The sequence below is a fragment of the uncultured Helicobacter sp. genome, assembly GCF_910577135.1.
GTDB lineage: Bacteria > Campylobacterota > Campylobacteria > Campylobacterales > Helicobacteraceae > Helicobacter_C > Helicobacter_C mastomyrinus.
Genome location: NZ_CAJTLL010000010.1, coordinates 33703 through 50611, shown reverse-complemented (window position 1 = coordinate 50611; position 16909 = coordinate 33703). Strand labels below are relative to the sequence as shown.

Genomic DNA, 16909 nt, shown 5'->3' with positions numbered 1-16909 from the left:
GGAGATTGTAGGCAATACCCACGAGAGTTAAATTTTCATCCTTAAGCTGGTCTGGATTGGGTTAAATTAATAATAATTTCCCCCAAATCCATAAATAATTTATGAAAATCTTTTATTTTCTCTTTACTTGTGTCCATTGCTTTTCCAAATTGATGTGCTGTCTTTAGGTCATCATCATCTAATAAAAAAACAGGTTTTCTGCTTCTTTGACTAATTGCAATTAAGGTGTTAAAGTCGGGTATTTGTGCCAAATCATAAGGGCGTAAATTGGGGAATTTTTTATTAACCACACTCGAGAATAATTCCTTTGTGATGACACAATTAATGGGTTTTAGTTTGTTGACGAGAACAGAATTAATCGCGTTTCTTATTTCATTTATCCATTTTTCAAATGATTTTGTTGGAGCTTCATTTCTAAGCCTATATCTTTGCTGTATAGCACCAAGGAACAAAGGGTTATTTTTAATTTTGATTTTGGTGTCTTTTTTAAATTCTTCTATTTCTTTATGCCACTGGTTTATTTTTTTACTTAAAGAATGAATGGCTTGTAGGCAAAAATAATCGGGACTGGTTGGAACAATAAAATAATCACTTCCCATTAAAGCAAGCTCATTGAGTCCACTAATACTAGGACTTAAATCAAACAGCAAATAATCTATATCATTATTTTCAGCTATTTTTTCCAAAGTCTCAAAAAAATTAGCAATTATTCTGCCAAGTATAGGTAATCCAGTTGTTATTTTTAATGCAGTAGTTATCTGACTATCAAGCTCTGAAATATTTAAGCTTCCGGCAAGTAAAAACAAATTTTGATTGTCTACGGGATAAATACTGCCATCATTTGCCATTTCAGAGATAATTTTTCCAGAGATAATTTTTTCAACAATAGGTTCAAAAGTTATATATTGCCTATTTTGATAAAAATTTTTCATAAATTCATCATCTAAGGCTTGATTAGACAAAACAAGTCCTGTGAGATTACATTGAGGGTCTAAATCTACCAACAATGTCCTTTTACCTAACTTGGACAAAGTCCAACCTAAGTTATATGTTGTTGTTGTTTTGCTAACACCACCTTTATGATTAAAAAAACATATTGACTTAGTCATTTTAATACCCTCATTTTTGTATTTAGCTTCAAAGATTAATTATAACAAAATATTGCTTAAATTATATGGGTGGAATATGAGTTTAGAATTTGAAAGTGAGCGGTAGCTATATGTTTTTATCCTCATCTTTTAAGTAAGGCTTTATTGCCTTAGCGACATCGTCCAAAGTTTTGGCTTTAGCATAATTCTCTAGCCACGAATCTACCCAAATAGGGATAGGCTTACTCTCATCTTTCCAATTTGCCACAGAACTATAGGCTAACCCTGTCATATCGCAAAAATCTTGCCGTGAAATACCAAGACTCTTAAGTTTGGCATCAAAATCTTTTTTATTCATTTTTTATTCCTTTGGTTTATAAAATATTTTACCAAAAATTACTTAAAGAGTAAATAAAAATGTAAGAATATATTAAAAAAGTAATATTACTCTTGACAATATCATCAAAAAAGTATATAATTGTGGTATGTTTTTACTTAAAAGGTAAAAACATACCACAAGAACAAGAAAGGAAAGGCACAATGAAAAAGCTAAGATTAATCGCGATAGTCTTACAGATTGCTTTCTATGTGTTAGCAATCGCCAAGCTCTTAACAAGCTAGGCAAACCCTCTCTTAGAGAGGGGCTTAATCATTGTGTAGGCACATTCTAGCATAAAAGGAGTAAAAATGAGTATAGAATTTGTGATGTTAATCATCTTAGCTGGGTGGGTAGGCGTGAATGAGTGGCGTTTGCATATCGTTGAGAAACGCATTAAAGATTTAGAAAAAAAGGATAAGTGATGCAATTACAAATGTTTAAAAATGAAAACTTAGGACAAGTGCGAGTGTTAGGCAATAATGAAAATCCTTTGTTTTGCCTTAGGGACATTTGCGAGGTATTAGAACACACTAATTCTTCAAGAATGTTAGAAGCCATAAATGCAGAGTTTGGAAAGGGGGTAACTCAAAGTTACCCCCTTCAAACCAATGGTGGAATCCAACAAGCCACCTTCATTACTGAACCCCAGCTCTACTTTGTGCTTATGCGTAGTGATAAACCAAAGGCAAAGCCTTTTAGGCAATGGGTGGTTAATGAAGTCCTGCCAAGTATCCGCAAAAATGGGAGTTATGGAAGCACAAATACAGATTTACTCGCGGAACATAATCTCTTGGAATCTTGTGCGATTATGGCAGATTTTGCGCAAAATGCACATTTTTTAGCAAAAGTGCTTAGGAAGCTTGCACAAAAATATGAGGCAAATGCGCAGTTTGCAGAATCTCGCCTTAAATCAGCTCTCAAACATCGTCCCGATGTTTTGAAAAAAGCAAGGAATATAAGCAAAGATAATGAATCAAGTCGGATAGAGTTGAAGTTTTTCTTGCATTGAATAGTGCGGGGCTACTCCCATAGCTTCTCTACCCATTCACGCCCACTATTAGGGAGTAAATGAGCATACCTCATCGTCATTTGTATGTCTTTGTGATTTAAGAGCTTTTGGATTATTTGAATCGGCGTGCCTTTGATAGCGAGGTGTGAGGCAAAAGTGTGTCTTGTGGTATGAATCACCACTCTATGTTTTCTATCCTTAGGGTCTAACTCTTTGTTAAAAAGTTCATTAAGTATCGTTTGCATAGCTCTAGTGATGGTGCGTTCTGGAGTTTTGAAAATAATATTTTCTGTATGCTCTTGCAACACTCGCTTCGCTAAAGGTGTAAGAAATGCTGTGTATTTAGAGTTATTCTTAAAATCTTGTATTTTAATAGTGTCATTCTTAAAGTCAATATCTTCTAACTTGATATTGAGAATGCTATTAAGCCTCGCTCCTGTGCTAAAAGCAAGGACAAAGAAATAATATACTTCTTTATTTTTATGCTCTTTTGCCACATGTAAAAGTTTTTCTATCTCATCTTTATGCAAAAATCGCTCTCTTGCATTATCGAGCTTTAGCTTTTTGATGAGTTTTAGTGGATTTTGCATAGGGATTTTGTATTCTGTTATGGCAAATTCCATAATGGAGTGCAATCGTTCAAGAAGCTTATTGATTGTTTTATTGCTTTTGCCCTCAAGAGATAGCATAAAATCAGTAATATGCTTTGTTTGGATATTTTGCGGGGCAAATGCACCAAAAAATGGAGTGATGTGTAAAAGGCATTGTCCTTTGTAATCTATAAAAGTTTGATGTTTTAGTCTTATTTTTTGGATTTCAAGATAGCGTGTGATGATAGATTCTAAAGTAAGATTTGTGGGCGTGTGTGGCTCATTGATAATGTCCATTCTTTTTAAGTGTGCCTTTTTCTCACTCCAGCCACTAGCCTTTGTACCAACCTTACGCTCAAATCTATTGCCATTTGTATCAGTCCATCGCACATAGTAAGCAATATCACCATTATTAAGCTCTTTGCTTCTTACTCCTTCATATTTTTGACTTGTTTTAAGTGTAGCATTGTGCTTATGATTTGTTTTATGTATCCCCATTTTACTTTTTTGAGTGCTATTTTCTATTGCTATTGTAGAGTTTTTCATAGTTTTTCTATCCCCAATCTATCCCCACTAAAAAAATATTTTGTGGTATTTTTTAGATTTTCTACAAGATTATGTGTGATTATTGCTTATAATCAAAAGAAGCGTATAATACCATAAAATAGAGTATTTAGAGGTTATTTTATAATATAAAATATTGTAAGTGATAATTTAAGATTTGCAAGTTAAAACTATGGCAGAGAGGAAGGGATTCGAACCCTCGAAAGCTTGCACTTTACACGCGTTCCAGGCGTGCTCCTTCAACCACTCGGACACCTCTCTATATTTGATGAATTATGCAAATACGGAGAGGGGATATTATCTAAAACTTGCTTAAAGATTGCTCCATCAATACCAAGTTGCGCAATTTTGGGAAGTTGGGTGGTTAATTTCACTACACAGAGTAACTTACAATCAAGCAAATAATGGTCTATAACGCGCTGGAATGCCTTTGCCTTGCTTTGTGCGGCTTTAGCGATAATGAGATATTGCGGGGAAAGCGCAGCATAGAGGAGCAACTCCTCAAGATTGCGAATCATCACCGCATAAGGCACTTGATTGTTATGACAATGTGCGGCGATGTCAAAGCCTAGTGGAGGTTTAATAGCAGCACTATCAAACCACACAATGCACGATTGATGCGTATGAGCAATCTCTTGTAAGGCACTAATTTTCACAAAAGGCGTGTAAGCAATGGCAGAATGTCCTATGATAATCATTGCTTGGCCCCCTTTTCTAGGCATTTTTTAGAGCAAAAATATAACCCATCAGCAAGGAAAGATTCTCTCACAGAGGCATAAACCCCACAATGGGTGCATTGGCACATTTCTTCAATATCATCTTGTGTCTTTTTAGGCTTTTTAGCACTTTTACCACTCCCTTTTAGCAGAGGGCGAACCATCATAAAGGCAAATAATGCTAAAGCAAAAAGTATGATAAGAAATTTCATTAGAATCCTCCTTTAATCTTAAATAATCTTATAGTTTTACAAATCGCGGCTGTGCTTGTAATAATAAATGCGATTTTCCCGCACGAAGCACTCCTCTACGCTCATACTTGGCATTTCTTGGCGGAATCGCGAGCCCTTATAAAGCAAAAAATATCCATCACTTTTAAGGAACTTGCGACAAAGGGCAATAAGCGTCTTAGCGTCCATAAGGGCGCGAGAAGTGATGAGCGATAAATTATTCACTTCAGCAATAGGCACATCTTGAATCGATGTCGCCCTCACCTGCACATTTCCTAAGCCCAATTCAAGCGCGATATTTTGCAAAAAACAAGCCCGTTTTTGTCGCGGCTCTACGAGGATAAAATACACCTCCGGCTTGGCAATGGCTAAAGGAATAGCAGGAAATCCACCTCCCGAGCCCACATCCATACAACTTTTAAACTCATCAACAAATTTTAGCGGATAGAGGGAATCAAAAATATTTTCCGCCACAGATTCCATACTGCTAGCACCCGTAAGATTGTGAATCTTATTCCATTTAAGGAGTTCCTCGCCAAAGATATTAAATTGCTTGTAGCACACATCGGGCAGCATAATGTGCTGCTTAATGAGTCTCTCTTGTAAATGTATCATAGGATGAGCATTCCATCGCCATAGGAGTAGAATTTATAGCCATTTTGCAGGGCGATTTGATAGAGTTCTAGGCATTTTTCCCTCCCTACCATCGCGCTTACAAGCATAAGTAAAGTGCTTTTAGGGAGATGAAAATTTGTAAGTAAATAATTCACTCGCTGAAATTCCACACTTGGATATAAAAATATATTACATTCCCCGCTTAATTGTCTGTATCGCATATAATGCTCCACACAACGAGCCGCTGTCGTGCCAATACACAGCACTTTGTGCGCTTTTTGAATCTTATTAGCACTCTCTTGTGTGAGTGAGTAAGATTCTGTATGTATATGATGATGGCGAATGTCCGCACTCTCCACACCCATAAATGTCCCCGCGCCAATGTGAAGCGTGATAAAGCACATTGCAAAACGTAGGCGCATAGATTCTAAGCTCTTTTCACTAAAATGCAAAGAAGCCGTAGGCGCAGCAACAGAGCCTAAATGAGTGGCAAACACGCTTTGATAAAAAAGCCCATCATTAGGAGAATCATTGCGTTTGATATAAGGTGGAAGCGGGATATGCCCGTATTTTTGGAGCATAGCAAGCACTTGAGTGGGGCTTAAAGATTCATTATCCTGTGTGAATTGCACCACTCGCATCCCATTTTCACAGCATTGCAGCACGTGAGCGATGATAGGCGAAGTAAGAATAGAATCTATAAGCACAAGCTTATCTCCATTTTTCACACGACCTTTAATTTGTGTGAGGCAAAGTGTGGAGGGTTGTGCAGATTCTAAAAATTTGTGAAAAAAGATTTCATATTGCTTGGAGGTTTGCGTATGGGAATTATGCTTATGGGCATAGATTCTTGCCTTAAGCACCTTTGTGTCATTTAACACAAGTAGTGTCTCTTGTGGCACAAAATCACAAAAATGATAAAAATCACTATGGGTAATGCGCCCACTCTGCCTTTCATACACGAGGAGTTTAGCACTCTCTCTAGGATTAGCAGGGCTTTGGGCTATCGCACTTTGGGGCAAAATATAATCATAACTTGAAAGCATAAAGTCTGTATTGAAATCATAATGGCTCATTAAGATTACTCTTTGCTAGGGGGTTGATTTGATTCTTCATCTTCTTCTACAATGATGGTGGCAGGATTGACCCATTTAAGCACAAGGATAGAAATACCATAAAGCCCTGTGAGAGGAATGGCTAAGAGAATCTGTGAAATCACATCAGGCGGGGCAATAATGGCAGCAATGATGAAAATCAACACAACAGCATATTTGAAAAAGCCCTTTAAACTCTCATCAGTAATTAGCCCAACTTTACCCAAGAAAAAGCATAACACAGGCAGCTCAAAGGCAATGCCAAAGCCAATAACCAAGCGGATAAAAAAGGTAAAATAATTTTCCGCTGTGATATAGGCTTCAAACTGATCATTACCAAATAACAGAACATTTTTGATAATAAAGGGCAGCACTCCATAATAGGAGAAAGCCACACCAATAGCAAACATCATCGTGCCAAAAAACACAAAGGGGACAACCACCTTTTTTTCGTGTTTATACAAGCCCGGCGCGACAAAAATCCACGTCTGCCAAAAAATTACAGGCATAGCAAGGACAAGTGCAGCAAAAAGCGCAGACTTCATAGCGATAAAAATGCCCTCTATCATACCCGAAGCAATAAATTTCCCCCGAACCTCACTTCCTAGCACATCGACCAAAGGCGCTTTGATAAAGGCAAAAATAATTTCCCAAAAGCCAAAGCACACAATAAAAGCGGCAAAAAACACACAAACGCTAATGATAAGCCGCTTGCGTAAATCTTGTATATGAGGCTTTAAATCTTCTAGCATTATACTTCCTTATGTATGCTACTATGTGGTGGTGAATTGTCTTTATTTGAGCTATCTAGTGTGGAAGCTAGATTCTGCGTAGATGGAGCGATATTTTGAGAATCTCGGACTACTTCAGCGGGGCTTTGAGGGGTGGTATAGCTGATTTCTGTATTGAGTGTTTGTAGTGTGCCTTGCAAGGCATTTGCCTCTTCATTAATGGTTTTCTTAGCCTCATCTAATGGTTTGAGGGTATCTACACTGATTTGGCGTAATTCATCAAGCTGCATATCTTTGGTGAGTTTATCAACTTCCTCTGTGAGCGTATTTTTGTATTTGAGGGCTTCTTGCTTGATTTCTGAAAGTTGAATTTCTTTGTCAAAGCTTTCCTTTGCTTCTACCATTGTTTTGCGCACAGCACGAAAGAATTTGACAATATCAACAATGGTTTGTGGTAGTTTCTCAGGTCCTAGGGCAATCACTGCCACAATCAAAATCACTAAAAGTTCAAAAATGCCAATACCAAACATAAAATCATATCCTTAAGAATTGAACCCATAACATAATCTCTACACTATTATACCAAGATGGAAAGAATCCTATACGCCCTTGCATTGCCATTTTCTGCAAAGCTTTCCTTAAAGCGAATTTTTAGGACAACTATACAAGAATTATTACAACTAATGTTTTACAAGAACTTTCCCGCACTTGTTTGTCTATCGACCAAGTATGTTTTTAAGTTTAAATCGTATTGTTTCTTTAAATGAAGTATGTCCTCGAATGGGATAGAAATACAGAATCCATATAACGTGTAAGGGGCTGGAATAATGCCCAAAAAGGCCGCAACAAAGACATATTTAGACCTAAACGCCTTGTTTGCTTAAAGACACAAATGAGATTCTCAAATAACACGCCTAAATAAGCATTTGCATTTTAGCTATTTTTTTTGCACTTTGTCAATCTTTTTTGCAAATCTCACCTTTTAAGTGTGTTGGGGTTATTTCAACCCCTTATTTTGCTTAAATAAACATTGTTCTTACCTCTGTTTGATGATTATACGCTCTTTTAGGGTGAGACATACCACCACAAATGCTCGATCAAGATTTGTGTTATTGCTTTATTTCTTTATCATCGCGATACATTACTTCTCGTATAACTTTGCCTTGCTCATCAAACTCTTTAGCAATACCTTCTTTTTTGCCATCTTTATATTGCAAACTATGCCAAGGCAACCCTGATGTATCATATATTTTCATCTCTCCATCTTGCAAGCCATCAACAAAATTCATCTCACTTTTTAGATTTCCATTTGTTATATCAAAAAGTCGGCATAATCCGTGCAAAACTCCTGCACTATAATGAGCTTCATAAATCAGCACTCCTTTTTGAGAAAAAATTTGATATAGCCCTTCTTTTTTACCATCAACATAAAATGCTATCTGTGCTACACCCCCATCAAGATAATAAAGCGTCTCCTTGCCGTGTTTGATTTTTGTCCCCGGTTTGTAGGTGATAACCGCCCTATAAGCGCGTCCATCTTCTTCCACCTCTTCATTGTTTTGCTCTCCACTGATTTCTTCAAGTATATTTTGTGTATAAGGGGTGTCTTTAGAACCTAGTGTATCTTCTGCATTTTGCTGTGACATATCTTTTTGACGTATTGCAGGAGCAATACGAGGAGTTACCTTATTAGGAACCGCACGCGATGAGGAGGATACTCTAGGCTTGGTAGTTTTGGTTTTAGACGTATGTGAGTTGGCAGGATATGCTACTTGTGGCTGAACTTCATTGCCTTGTGCAATACTAGGCTCTTGCTCCATACAACCATATAAAACACAAAGTGCTATACTTCCTGCAATAATCTTTGTCCATTGTATAATATACTTTTTCAATTTCCCCTCCTTTGGTATCAATAACAAGCCTGCCAACGGCAATTTTTGCTCTCAATTACTTCTCCTTGTGTATTGTATTGCTTCATAGATTGCTTTTTGCCATCTTTATAGAGCGTTTGATAAATAAGGATACCTTTTTTATCAAACTCTTTTCTTACACCATCAAGCCTATCATTTTTAAAAGTAAAATGCGCTTGCAATACCCCATCTTCATAATATTTCTTACCCTCTCCTTCGCGTTTATTCAAGCTATACATTTGTTCGCTTTGAATCTTGCCATTACGATGGTATGTTACACGTTTGCCTATTTCCTTACCCTCAATATACACACGGCTTTCGTGCAATGTGCCATTAGGATAATATGATAGCACCTCCCCATCATACTCTCCATTTTTATAATACGCCTTAAAAAGCAAAACGCCATTATGCGAAATTTTGATTTGCTTACCGCATTTTGTCGTTGTGCCTTTACAATATTGCGTTTTAATCGTAGTGGGTGCATTTTTATCGCCTGTATAGGAGATTCGCAAATCATACTCTAAAGATTCTTGTGCCCATAATGCCGCCGCTATCAAACACCCAATATATCGCACAATCCGCATTTTATCCCCTTTTTATTCATCTTAGCTCTGTAAGCGTATAATCTGCACACCCAAGTTGCGCAACTTATGCTCGATTTGCTCATAGCCCCTATCAAGGTGGTAGATTCTATGAATATTTGTGCTACCATTACTCACAAGTGCGGCTAAGATAAGCGCAGAACTCGCACGTAAATCTGTCGCCATTACATCAGCCCCACGCAATGGCGTTACACCCTTAATCGTAGCGTGATTGCCTTTGAGTGAAATATCCGCTCCTAGCCGCTGCAATTCGCTCACGTGCATAAAGCGATTTTCAAAAAGCCGCTCTTCAATCACACTTGTGCCTTCACATTGTGTCGCTAATGCCATAAACTGCGCCTGCATATCTGTGGGGAATCCGGGATATTCAGTAGTGATAATCTCAAAAGGATTCAAATGCTTTGCCGGGAGCAAAGTAAGGCTATGAGATGTTTTTTCAAAGCTAAAGCCAATTTCCTCTAGTTTATCCGTAATGGCTACAAGATGTGTGTTTTGGACATTTTGCAATGTGATAGATGAATTGGTAATCGCCCCAGCACAGAGATATGTCCCTGCTTCGATTCTATCGGGTATCACACTAATAGGCATAAAATTAAGCAGTTCTCCTCCGCTACCCTCTATGCTTAATTCATTACTCCCAATGCCCGTAATCTTTATGCCACTTGCAGATAGAATCTCGCATAATTGCACGACCTCAGGCTCTTTAGCAGCATTAATAATACGTGTCGTGCCGTGTGCAAGGGCAGCTGCCATAATCACATTTTCACTACCTGTAACGGTGATTTTATCAAAGAAAATATCCGCTCCTTTTAATCCACCCTTTGCCTCTGCAATGATGTATCCGCCCTCAATTCGAATGCTTGCACCAAGATTCTGCATAGCCTTGATATGTAAATCCACCGGACGCGCTCCAATAGCACAGCCACCGGGCAAACTTACTTCACAATAGCCAAAACGCGCCAAAAGTGGTCCTAGCACAAGGATAGAGGCACGCATTTTGCGCACAATATCATAAATGGCACGGGTATGGACGATTTGCTCCGCGTGGCAAGTGAGGGTATTACTATTTTCCCACATAATATTTACGCCCAAATGCTCTAAAAGTTTCGCTAAGGTTTTCACATCAGCCACATCAGGCAAATTGCTAATTTTTACTTCATTGCTAGAGAGCAAAGTAGCTGCGAGAATGGGGAGGGCAGAATTTTTCGCCCCAGAGATAGATACACTGCCTTGAAGATTTAAACTTTTATGTATTTGTAAATAATCCATATTATAATCCTTTAGTTACCTTGTCGCTTTTGCAAAGCCTTTCCTATAGCTTCTTTAATACTTGCTTTTTCATTAGGATTTGCACTCTCTAAGCTATTTTGAAAATTCACCACTTCTTCAACTTCCATAAGATTCATATTTGCAGCAAAACGTGAAATAAGATCAAGCCATAGATTGCATTCATCTCCTGCCTTAGGATAATTTTTTAAACTGCGCATAAACTCTTCAAGCAAAACTCTAAGCTTTGTGTTGTCATTTACATATTTATTAAATTCACGTGAAATACCCTTTAAACGACTTTCAGTAACTACTGCCCTTTCTATTTCAAGTGCAATAGCTAAAAGTCCTGCAAAAATAATGGGTAAGCATAGCAGCAAAAACAACAACCAACAAATAACATAAAAACTAAGACCAAACATTGATTACTGAAATTGCTCATAAAATGCCATAGTCGCTTTGACATAGCCATCGACACTGCCACAATCATAACGACTACCTTGAAATTTGTAAGCCAATACACGTCCTTGTTTTGCTTGTTCTAAAAGAGCATCCGTGATTTGTATCTCGCCTTTTTTGCCCGGCTTAGTAACACGCAAAATATCAAAAATATCAGGTGTTAAAATATAGCGTCCAATAATCGCTAAATTACTTGGAGCTTTGTCAATATGGGGCTTTTCCACCATATCACTTACACGATACACATTCGATTCTATCTCTTCGCCTTGTATGATACCATATTTATCCACTTCATTTGCTTTGACTTCTTCAATAGCCACAATGGAGCAATGATATTTTTTATATAAAGTTACCATTTGGCTAAGCACACTCTTTCCATTTGGGTTAATGCACAAGTCATCAGCGAGTATCACGCCAAAGGCTTCATTACCAATGAGTGTTTCACCTGTAAGTATAGCATGTCCTAAGCCTTTCATTTCATTTTGTCTTGTATAAGAAAATGTGCAAGATTGCGTTACTTGTCTAATACTCTTTAAAAGCTCTTCTTTGTCAGTGCCAGATATTTGATGTTCTAGTTCATAATTTATATCAAAATGATCTTCTATGCTTCTTTTTCCTCTTCCTGTTACAATGCCTATATTGCAACACCCTGCCTCCATTGCTTCTTCTACACCATATTGAATGAGTGGTTTAGTAAGCACAGGAAGCATTTCTTTGGGCATTGCCTTGGTCGCAGGTAAAAATCGTGTGCCATACCCTGCAGCAGGAAATAAGCATTTAAGTATCATAAAAACTCCTTTAATTTACCAATGTTTGCTTAAGATAATCTTCAAGATTAATATGATTCCCAAAGGTTGCTTGATAAACAATATAATTTGCTATAACTCTTAAGCCATAATCACGAGATTCTCTATAGGGAATAAGCTCCATTGATAGCCAAGGCTCATAATTGCGATTTTTCAAAAAAAGCATTTTGCTTTTTAATACACGTCTCAAGAAGCTCGGTCCGCCATTATATGCATAAGATACAAAAAGTTGATGTTTAAACTCTCTGCTTAAGTCATCAAGATAGAATGTGCCAAATTCAAGTGCAGTGATAGGATCAAACATATCTTCTAAAGTAATGTTATCACGTTTTAGGCTTTTCGCAAAGGGTTGGACATTAAAAGGCATAATTTGCATCATACCAAGCGCATAAGAAGTTGAAACAAGTGCGGGCAAAAGAGTGCTTTCCTGCTTAGCAATAGCATAGGTAAAAGCCTTTTGGCTATCATCCTTCCATTTTAGCTTATCGCTAAAGGGTGTGATAAAATAGTGAATCTTAAAATTATTCATTTGATTAAGCACATACGCTAAATGCGGACTTGTATCTTTATAGGCAAAATGTTTACTAAGCTCTTCTAAATCTTTTTGACTTTTTACTTGCGTGAGGCTATCTTTTAAGAGTTGCCATTGGAAGGGATCTTTGATGTCGAATTTAGGTTTTCTTGATGAGAGTTTGCCCAAATCTGTAACAACCTGATATTTTGGCTCTACCTTAAGCTTTTGGGTAGCATAAATCGTATATACATCAACATTTGTACTACTAGAGAGACTTTCAAGCATACTTTTATCATTGCTTAAAAAATACTGCCAGAGTAATGTGCGATTTTTTTGCATAGGGGTAGTGGCTTTTGTGCTTGAGTGTTTGAAATATGTAAGTGCTTTTTGGGGCTGATTATGCAATATCTCATTAAGCCCTAGCATAAAAAGCGTATAAGAATCTGCTCCGGTAATATTAGCACCAACAAGCGATTTTTTAAACTTATCATATGTCTTATCTTGACTTACAATAATGCGCTCAAGCATAGCATTAAAGGCTTTATTATTCTCATCAGCAAGCTTTTTAAGGGCTTGGGGCTTAATATTTTGATCAAGAATATGGAGGCGATTACTCGCTCTTAATACTTCATAAATACTTGCAAAAGTCTGTGCATCGCTTTTAAGCATACTGGTGAGTATTTGCGGAGAGCTTAGAATTTCAATACGTTTTCTAAAAACTACATCATCTTTAAAGGTATTAAGCAAAAAATCTTTATTTTTTTGAGGCATAGAGGAGATACTTGCTAGATTCAAACCTACTTTAATACAAGCCTTATCCTGCTTTTTGAGTTTATCAAAATTAAGACTTTGGCAGTATAGCTCACGTGGCATTTCACTTGCTTTGCCTTTTGCATTCATTAAACTATCAAGTTTAGAAGTTTTACGATATATTAAATCATAAGCCTTGAGGGCATCTTGCAGAGATGTGTGCTCATCGCCCAAGAATTGCCAAATATAAAAATCCCTCGCTAGACCCTTTGGCTTAGATTCTAAAAACTCAAGCGTGATTTTCGCATTAGCAAAAGCCATAGCAAAAGCCATCAACCATAAAATACATATTTTCATCATCACAATCTCATATCGTCAAAGTTTGCGCGACATTACGCAAAAGCTGCACAAAAGACAGATCAATAAACTTTAATGCCACTGCGACAATTAAAGGCGAAAAGTCAATGCCATTAATGGTCGTGGGCATAAACTTGCGCAATCTTACATAAAGAGGCTGAGTGAGGCGATTAAGCAGCTGCACGATAGGATTAAAGGGGTCAGGGCGCACCCAGCTCACAAGTGTGGCAATCACAATGATCCACACATACAAATTAAGAAGCATACTCAATATAACCGCTATAGCGTCTAAAAAAGTGCCTAAAACCATTCTATCCTCCCTTTTTACTTATGGAAGCATAGAATAATCTTGTCAATCTAGGGTAACAATATCTGCCAAAAAGAAGCGTAAATATGGATAAATCTCACTTAATTCCAAGCCATGAGTAGTCCCTGTAAGCAAGATTCTTAAAGGCTTAAAAAATTTCTTTCCTTTGAGACTACTGCGCTGCATTAGCTCTTTTTTTAAACTTTCATAATCTTTCAAAGATTCACTATGGCTCTCTATCATCTCGCGCAAATATTGATAGAGTATCTTGCATTCTGCTTCAAAAGATTCATTATTCTCCATTTGTGTAATACATTTTGGAGCAAAAATCATATCTATTTTTGTTCTAATCTCATTTAGTATGCTTGCTTCTTGCAAATGTAACTTTGCTAAAGCCCCAATACTCGCATCTTCGCTATTAAGCAAAAGGGCGAACTCCTGCTCGTTTAGCATTTTTAAATGCTCCCGATTCAAAAATCGCAATCTCGGCATATCAAACTTCACGGGCGATTTTGCAATATACTTTATATCAAACCACTCATAGCAATCCTGCAGTTTAAATACTTCCATAGGCGTGCGATTCCCCATAGAGACAAGATAATTCACAATCGCTTGAGGTAAGAATCCCTCCTCAAGGAGCCACGCTACTGATGAAGCACTATCGCGCTTACTCATTTTACTGCCACTCTCGCCAAGTATAATGGGCAAATGTGCATATCCTAACACCTTATCATAGCCCAAATAGCGATGAATAAGAATCTGCTTGGGTGTATTACTTACGTGGTCCTCTCCTCGCACTACAAAGCTCACATCATAGAGCATATCATCAACCGCACAGGCAAAGTTATACGTGGGGATTCCATCTTCTTTTAGAATCACAAAGCTATCAATTTCGTGCGGCTCAAATGTTACTTTGCCTTTAATACTATCCTCAAAGCTAATGGGGCCACTTGCAGCGCGGATACGCACGACAGGGTGGGGATTACTCTGCTTTTCTAGCTCCGCCCATTCTGGGTTGTAACGAAATGGCTTTTTTTGCTCCTTAGCTAAGGCGCGTTTGCCCTCTAAAAAATCTTTTGAGCAGTAGCAATAAAAGGCTAAATTCTTGCTGATTAAATATTCTGCAAATTGGCGATGACGGGTGAAATTATCGCTTTGATACACAAGATTATCCCACAAAAGCCCAAAAAGATTAAGGATACTTAGAATCTCCTTATCCTTCCCCTCAATATTTCGTGTAATATCTGTATCTTCAATACGGATAAGAAACTTCTCTCCGCTTTGTTTGGCTATAATATAATTAAATATAGCCGCCCTCAAATTACCTATGTGCATATCGCCTGTGGGGGAAGGAGCAAATCGTAGCATTTATTTATGCCTTAAACATTTGTGTAAATTGTGAGGGGCTAAAGTCCTCAAAATTATATTCCTCCCTACTCGCAGGTGTGCTAGGTGCTACAAGGGCTTCACTAATCTCTACGAGTATATGGCTAATCTCTTGTAGTTTATCCTCTGTATATGCGATAAGCGCATTCATAGGTTCTTGCGCCTCCTGAGAATCTAACTCTATGGCAGTATCATTGGGGCAGAGCAGTAGAGGGTTTTCAATAACGCATAAATAAGATTTTGAATTAAAGGTCATATTAAATTCTGTATCAAATAAAGACATGCCCATAAAAGAAGCATTATCGATAACATCTTTTATGTTTGCCTTTTTGATATACAAATCCTGTATTGAGGCACTTTGAGCGATTTTTAGAATCTTCTTTAATGTAAGCGAGGCACTTTGTAATGTGCCAATGAACTCATTTGCCCCCTTAATATTCTCCCCAAACTTATGAATACTGCTTGGAGTATAAATATTAGCCTCTTGGTCTTGTGGGTTAAATTGTGCGCCTATATGCTTTTGAAATGTGGAGAGTATATCTTGCATATCAAACCTCGTCATAATGGAGTTTTGCTTTAATCTAAGCACCTTTTATTCCATTATCTCTTAATATGAAATGTTTTGTTTAAAGGGTTTAAATAGAAAGACTACAAAGTCTTAAAACCTCGTAGTCTCTTGTATCAATGAGAGAAAATGACAGAATCTGCCATCTCCTCACCAAAAATAGGGGCGAGTGTTTTGTCATAAGCCTCTTTAATAAAGCCATTGTGTGTGAGTGCATCAATTTCATTATCAAGCCAATTTTTAAGCTCCACATTTCCCTTTTTGACAGCAGGAGCAATAACATCTTCCTCACCCAAATGAGGGATTCCCACACCAAAGCCCTCATTCTCCTTAGCCCACGCAAGCACAAGGGTATTATCGTGTACTAAGGCATCGCCTCTTTTGTCCTTGAGAGCAAGGAATGCTTCGGTATTTTGCTCATATTTAAGCAATGTAATGTCGGGGTAGTTTTTTGTGAAAAACACATCAGCCGTAGTGCCTTTATTGACAATGAGCTTTTTATCCTTTAAATCATCAATACTTTGAATCTTGCCATCAGGAGAGACAACGCCAAGTGAAACTTTCATATAAGGTTTAGCAAAATCTACTACTCTTTCTCGTTCGGGGGTTTTGGTGAAATTCGCCATAATAATATCAACCTTATTAGCGCGCAAAAACTCTACACGTGAGGCAGCTTCTGTAAGGATAAACTCAACTTTGTTCTCATCTCCTAATAAATCCTTTGCAATACGTTTTGCGATATACACATCAAAACCATCGTTTTTTCCATCTTTATTAACAAATCCAAAAGGAGGCTTATCTCCAAATACACCTATGCGCACAACGCCTCTTTGCTTGATTTGTTCTATTGTATCTTGTACTTGCTCCTGTGTTGTGCTTTCACCACAGCTACTTAGTCCTACAATGAATATTACGCTTATTGCTGCCAAAAGCCATTTTTTCATTACCACTCCTTTTGAAATATAGTTTTA

At 37.5% G+C, this 16909-nt stretch carries 20 protein-coding genes and 1 tRNA gene; 1 reads left to right on the top strand and 20 read right to left on the bottom strand.

The features are described 5' to 3' along the window. Positions 1-41: 41 nt before the first annotated feature. Together QZ289_RS06685 and QZ289_RS06680 are read right to left on the bottom strand one after the other, a co-directional pair. Positions 42-1109 carry a ParA family protein gene (locus tag QZ289_RS06685; RefSeq protein WP_295700756.1) on the bottom strand — a complete coding sequence of 356 codons (1068 nt, stop codon included), beginning with the start codon at positions 1107-1109 and terminating at the stop codon, positions 42-44. A gap of 106 nt (positions 1110-1215) precedes the next feature. After that, complete coding sequence (locus tag QZ289_RS06680) at positions 1216-1446, bottom strand: hypothetical protein (protein WP_295700754.1); 231 nt, start codon at positions 1444-1446, stop codon at positions 1216-1218. Positions 1447-1888: 442 nt separating this feature from the next. On the opposite strand from QZ289_RS06680, the gene QZ289_RS06675 reads away from it, so the two are divergent. Continuing rightward, positions 1889-2476, top strand: a complete 588-nt coding sequence (locus QZ289_RS06675; protein ID WP_295700752.1) for a BRO family protein — start codon at positions 1889-1891, stop codon at positions 2474-2476. A gap of 11 nt (positions 2477-2487) precedes the next feature. Here QZ289_RS06675 and QZ289_RS06670 read toward each other — a convergent pair whose 3' ends face one another. The 18 genes from QZ289_RS06670 to QZ289_RS06585 all read right to left on the bottom strand — a co-directional run bounded on the left by QZ289_RS06670 (position 2488) and on the right by QZ289_RS06585 (position 16882). Next, on the bottom strand, positions 2488-3612 hold the full coding sequence (locus tag QZ289_RS06670; RefSeq protein WP_295700749.1) for a site-specific integrase: 1125 nt from the start codon (positions 3610-3612) through the stop codon (positions 2488-2490). 191 nt (positions 3613-3803) lie between these two features. Next, a tRNA-Ser gene (locus QZ289_RS06665) sits at positions 3804-3891 on the bottom strand. Then, positions 3870-4328 carry a hypothetical protein gene (locus tag QZ289_RS06660; protein WP_295700746.1) on the bottom strand — a complete coding sequence of 153 codons (459 nt, stop codon included), beginning with the start codon at positions 4326-4328 and terminating at the stop codon, positions 3870-3872. The genes QZ289_RS06665 and QZ289_RS06660 overlap by 22 nt, the downstream gene beginning before the upstream one ends. Continuing rightward, entirely contained in the window at positions 4325-4558 is a 234-nt protein-coding gene (locus tag QZ289_RS06655; RefSeq protein ID WP_295700744.1) for a PP0621 family protein, read from the bottom strand. The genes QZ289_RS06660 and QZ289_RS06655 overlap by 4 nt, the downstream gene beginning before the upstream one ends. Positions 4559-4594: 36 nt before the next feature. After that, positions 4595-5191: a 16S rRNA (guanine(527)-N(7))-methyltransferase RsmG gene (gene rsmG / locus QZ289_RS06650; protein ID WP_295700741.1), complete on the bottom strand. Its 597-nt coding sequence runs from the start codon at positions 5189-5191 to the stop codon at positions 4595-4597. After that, entirely contained in the window at positions 5188-6267 is a 1080-nt protein-coding gene (gene queA, locus QZ289_RS06645; RefSeq protein ID WP_295700738.1) for a tRNA preQ1(34) S-adenosylmethionine ribosyltransferase-isomerase QueA, read from the bottom strand. Before queA ends, rsmG begins: the two co-directional genes overlap by 4 nt. Before the next feature lie 5 nt (positions 6268-6272). Next, positions 6273-7037, bottom strand: a complete 765-nt coding sequence (gene tatC / locus QZ289_RS06640) for a twin-arginine translocase subunit TatC (protein ID WP_295700737.1) — start codon at positions 7035-7037, stop codon at positions 6273-6275. Further along, positions 7037-7546: a Sec-independent protein translocase protein TatB gene (tatB, locus tag QZ289_RS06635; protein ID WP_295700733.1), complete on the bottom strand. Its 510-nt coding sequence runs from the start codon at positions 7544-7546 to the stop codon at positions 7037-7039. The genes tatC and tatB overlap by 1 nt, the downstream gene beginning before the upstream one ends. Before the next feature lie 579 nt (positions 7547-8125). Continuing rightward, the gene (locus QZ289_RS06630) at positions 8126-8908 is read right to left on the bottom strand and encodes a toxin-antitoxin system YwqK family antitoxin (RefSeq protein ID WP_295700730.1); all 783 of its coding nucleotides are present in this window, start codon (positions 8906-8908) and stop codon (positions 8126-8128) included. Between the two features lie 17 nt (positions 8909-8925). Continuing rightward, positions 8926-9510, bottom strand: a complete 585-nt coding sequence (locus QZ289_RS06625) for a toxin-antitoxin system YwqK family antitoxin (RefSeq protein WP_295700728.1) — start codon at positions 9508-9510, stop codon at positions 8926-8928. Positions 9511-9531: 21 nt separating this feature from the next. Further along, positions 9532-10797 carry a UDP-N-acetylglucosamine 1-carboxyvinyltransferase gene (murA, locus tag QZ289_RS06620; RefSeq protein ID WP_295700725.1) on the bottom strand — a complete coding sequence of 422 codons (1266 nt, stop codon included), beginning with the start codon at positions 10795-10797 and terminating at the stop codon, positions 9532-9534. Positions 10798-10808: 11 nt separating this feature from the next. After that, positions 10809-11174, bottom strand: a complete 366-nt coding sequence (locus QZ289_RS06615; RefSeq protein ID WP_295700722.1) for a hypothetical protein — start codon at positions 11172-11174, stop codon at positions 10809-10811. 45 nt (positions 11175-11219) lie between these two features. After that, positions 11220-12041, bottom strand: coding sequence for a UTP--glucose-1-phosphate uridylyltransferase GalU (gene galU, locus QZ289_RS06610; RefSeq protein ID WP_295700719.1), 822 nt, complete (start codon positions 12039-12041; stop codon positions 11220-11222). A 10-nt stretch (positions 12042-12051) separates the two neighbouring features. Then, positions 12052-13683 carry a lytic transglycosylase domain-containing protein gene (locus tag QZ289_RS06605; RefSeq protein WP_295700716.1) on the bottom strand — a complete coding sequence of 544 codons (1632 nt, stop codon included), beginning with the start codon at positions 13681-13683 and terminating at the stop codon, positions 12052-12054. 7 nt (positions 13684-13690) lie between these two features. Next, positions 13691-13990, bottom strand: a complete 300-nt coding sequence (locus tag QZ289_RS06600; protein ID WP_295700713.1) for a YggT family protein — start codon at positions 13988-13990, stop codon at positions 13691-13693. Between the two features lie 42 nt (positions 13991-14032). After that, complete coding sequence (gltX, locus tag QZ289_RS06595) at positions 14033-15355, bottom strand: glutamate--tRNA ligase (protein ID WP_295700711.1); 1323 nt, start codon at positions 15353-15355, stop codon at positions 14033-14035. 4 nt (positions 15356-15359) lie between these two features. Next, positions 15360-15962 (bottom strand): flagellar FLiS export co-chaperone, encoded by a 603-nt coding sequence (locus QZ289_RS06590; RefSeq protein ID WP_295700708.1) that lies wholly within the window; start codon positions 15960-15962, stop codon positions 15360-15362. Positions 15963-16054: 92 nt separating this feature from the next. Further along, positions 16055-16882: a cysteine ABC transporter substrate-binding protein gene (locus tag QZ289_RS06585; protein ID WP_295700705.1), complete on the bottom strand. Its 828-nt coding sequence runs from the start codon at positions 16880-16882 to the stop codon at positions 16055-16057. Positions 16883-16909: the final 27 nt, after the last annotated feature.

What these genes read in the sequence shown, in the direction of transcription:
- QZ289_RS06600 (WP_295700713.1), bottom strand. Translation starts at nt 13,990, where the DNA reads ATGGTTTTAGGCACTTTTTTAGACGCTATAGCGGTTATATTGAGTATG.
- QZ289_RS06680 (WP_295700754.1), bottom strand. Translation starts at nt 1,446, where the DNA reads ATGAATAAAAAAGATTTTGATGCCAAACTTAAGAGTCTTGGTATTTCA.
- rsmG (WP_295700741.1), bottom strand. Translation starts at nt 5,191, where the DNA reads ATGATACATTTACAAGAGAGACTCATTAAGCAGCACATTATGCTGCCC.
- QZ289_RS06670 (WP_295700749.1), bottom strand. Translation starts at nt 3,612, where the DNA reads ATGAAAAACTCTACAATAGCAATAGAAAATAGCACTCAAAAAAGTAAA.
- QZ289_RS06660 (WP_295700746.1), bottom strand. Translation starts at nt 4,328, where the DNA reads ATGATTATCATAGGACATTCTGCCATTGCTTACACGCCTTTTGTGAAA.
- gltX (WP_295700711.1), bottom strand. Translation starts at nt 15,355, where the DNA reads ATGCTACGATTTGCTCCTTCCCCCACAGGCGATATGCACATAGGTAAT.
- QZ289_RS06685 (WP_295700756.1), bottom strand. Translation starts at nt 1,109, where the DNA reads ATGACTAAGTCAATATGTTTTTTTAATCATAAAGGTGGTGTTAGCAAA.
- tatC (WP_295700737.1), bottom strand. Translation starts at nt 7,037, where the DNA reads ATGCTAGAAGATTTAAAGCCTCATATACAAGATTTACGCAAGCGGCTT.
- QZ289_RS06655 (WP_295700744.1), bottom strand. Translation starts at nt 4,558, where the DNA reads ATGAAATTTCTTATCATACTTTTTGCTTTAGCATTATTTGCCTTTATG.
- QZ289_RS06625 (WP_295700728.1), bottom strand. Translation starts at nt 9,510, where the DNA reads ATGCGGATTGTGCGATATATTGGGTGTTTGATAGCGGCGGCATTATGG.
- QZ289_RS06675 (WP_295700752.1), top strand. Translation starts at nt 1,889, where the DNA reads ATGCAATTACAAATGTTTAAAAATGAAAACTTAGGACAAGTGCGAGTG.
- galU (WP_295700719.1), bottom strand. Translation starts at nt 12,041, where the DNA reads ATGATACTTAAATGCTTATTTCCTGCTGCAGGGTATGGCACACGATTT.
- murA (WP_295700725.1), bottom strand. Translation starts at nt 10,797, where the DNA reads ATGGATTATTTACAAATACATAAAAGTTTAAATCTTCAAGGCAGTGTA.
- QZ289_RS06605 (WP_295700716.1), bottom strand. Translation starts at nt 13,683, where the DNA reads ATGATGAAAATATGTATTTTATGGTTGATGGCTTTTGCTATGGCTTTT.
- queA (WP_295700738.1), bottom strand. Translation starts at nt 6,267, where the DNA reads ATGAGCCATTATGATTTCAATACAGACTTTATGCTTTCAAGTTATGAT.
- tatB (WP_295700733.1), bottom strand. Translation starts at nt 7,546, where the DNA reads ATGTTTGGTATTGGCATTTTTGAACTTTTAGTGATTTTGATTGTGGCA.
- QZ289_RS06585 (WP_295700705.1), bottom strand. Translation starts at nt 16,882, where the DNA reads ATGAAAAAATGGCTTTTGGCAGCAATAAGCGTAATATTCATTGTAGGA.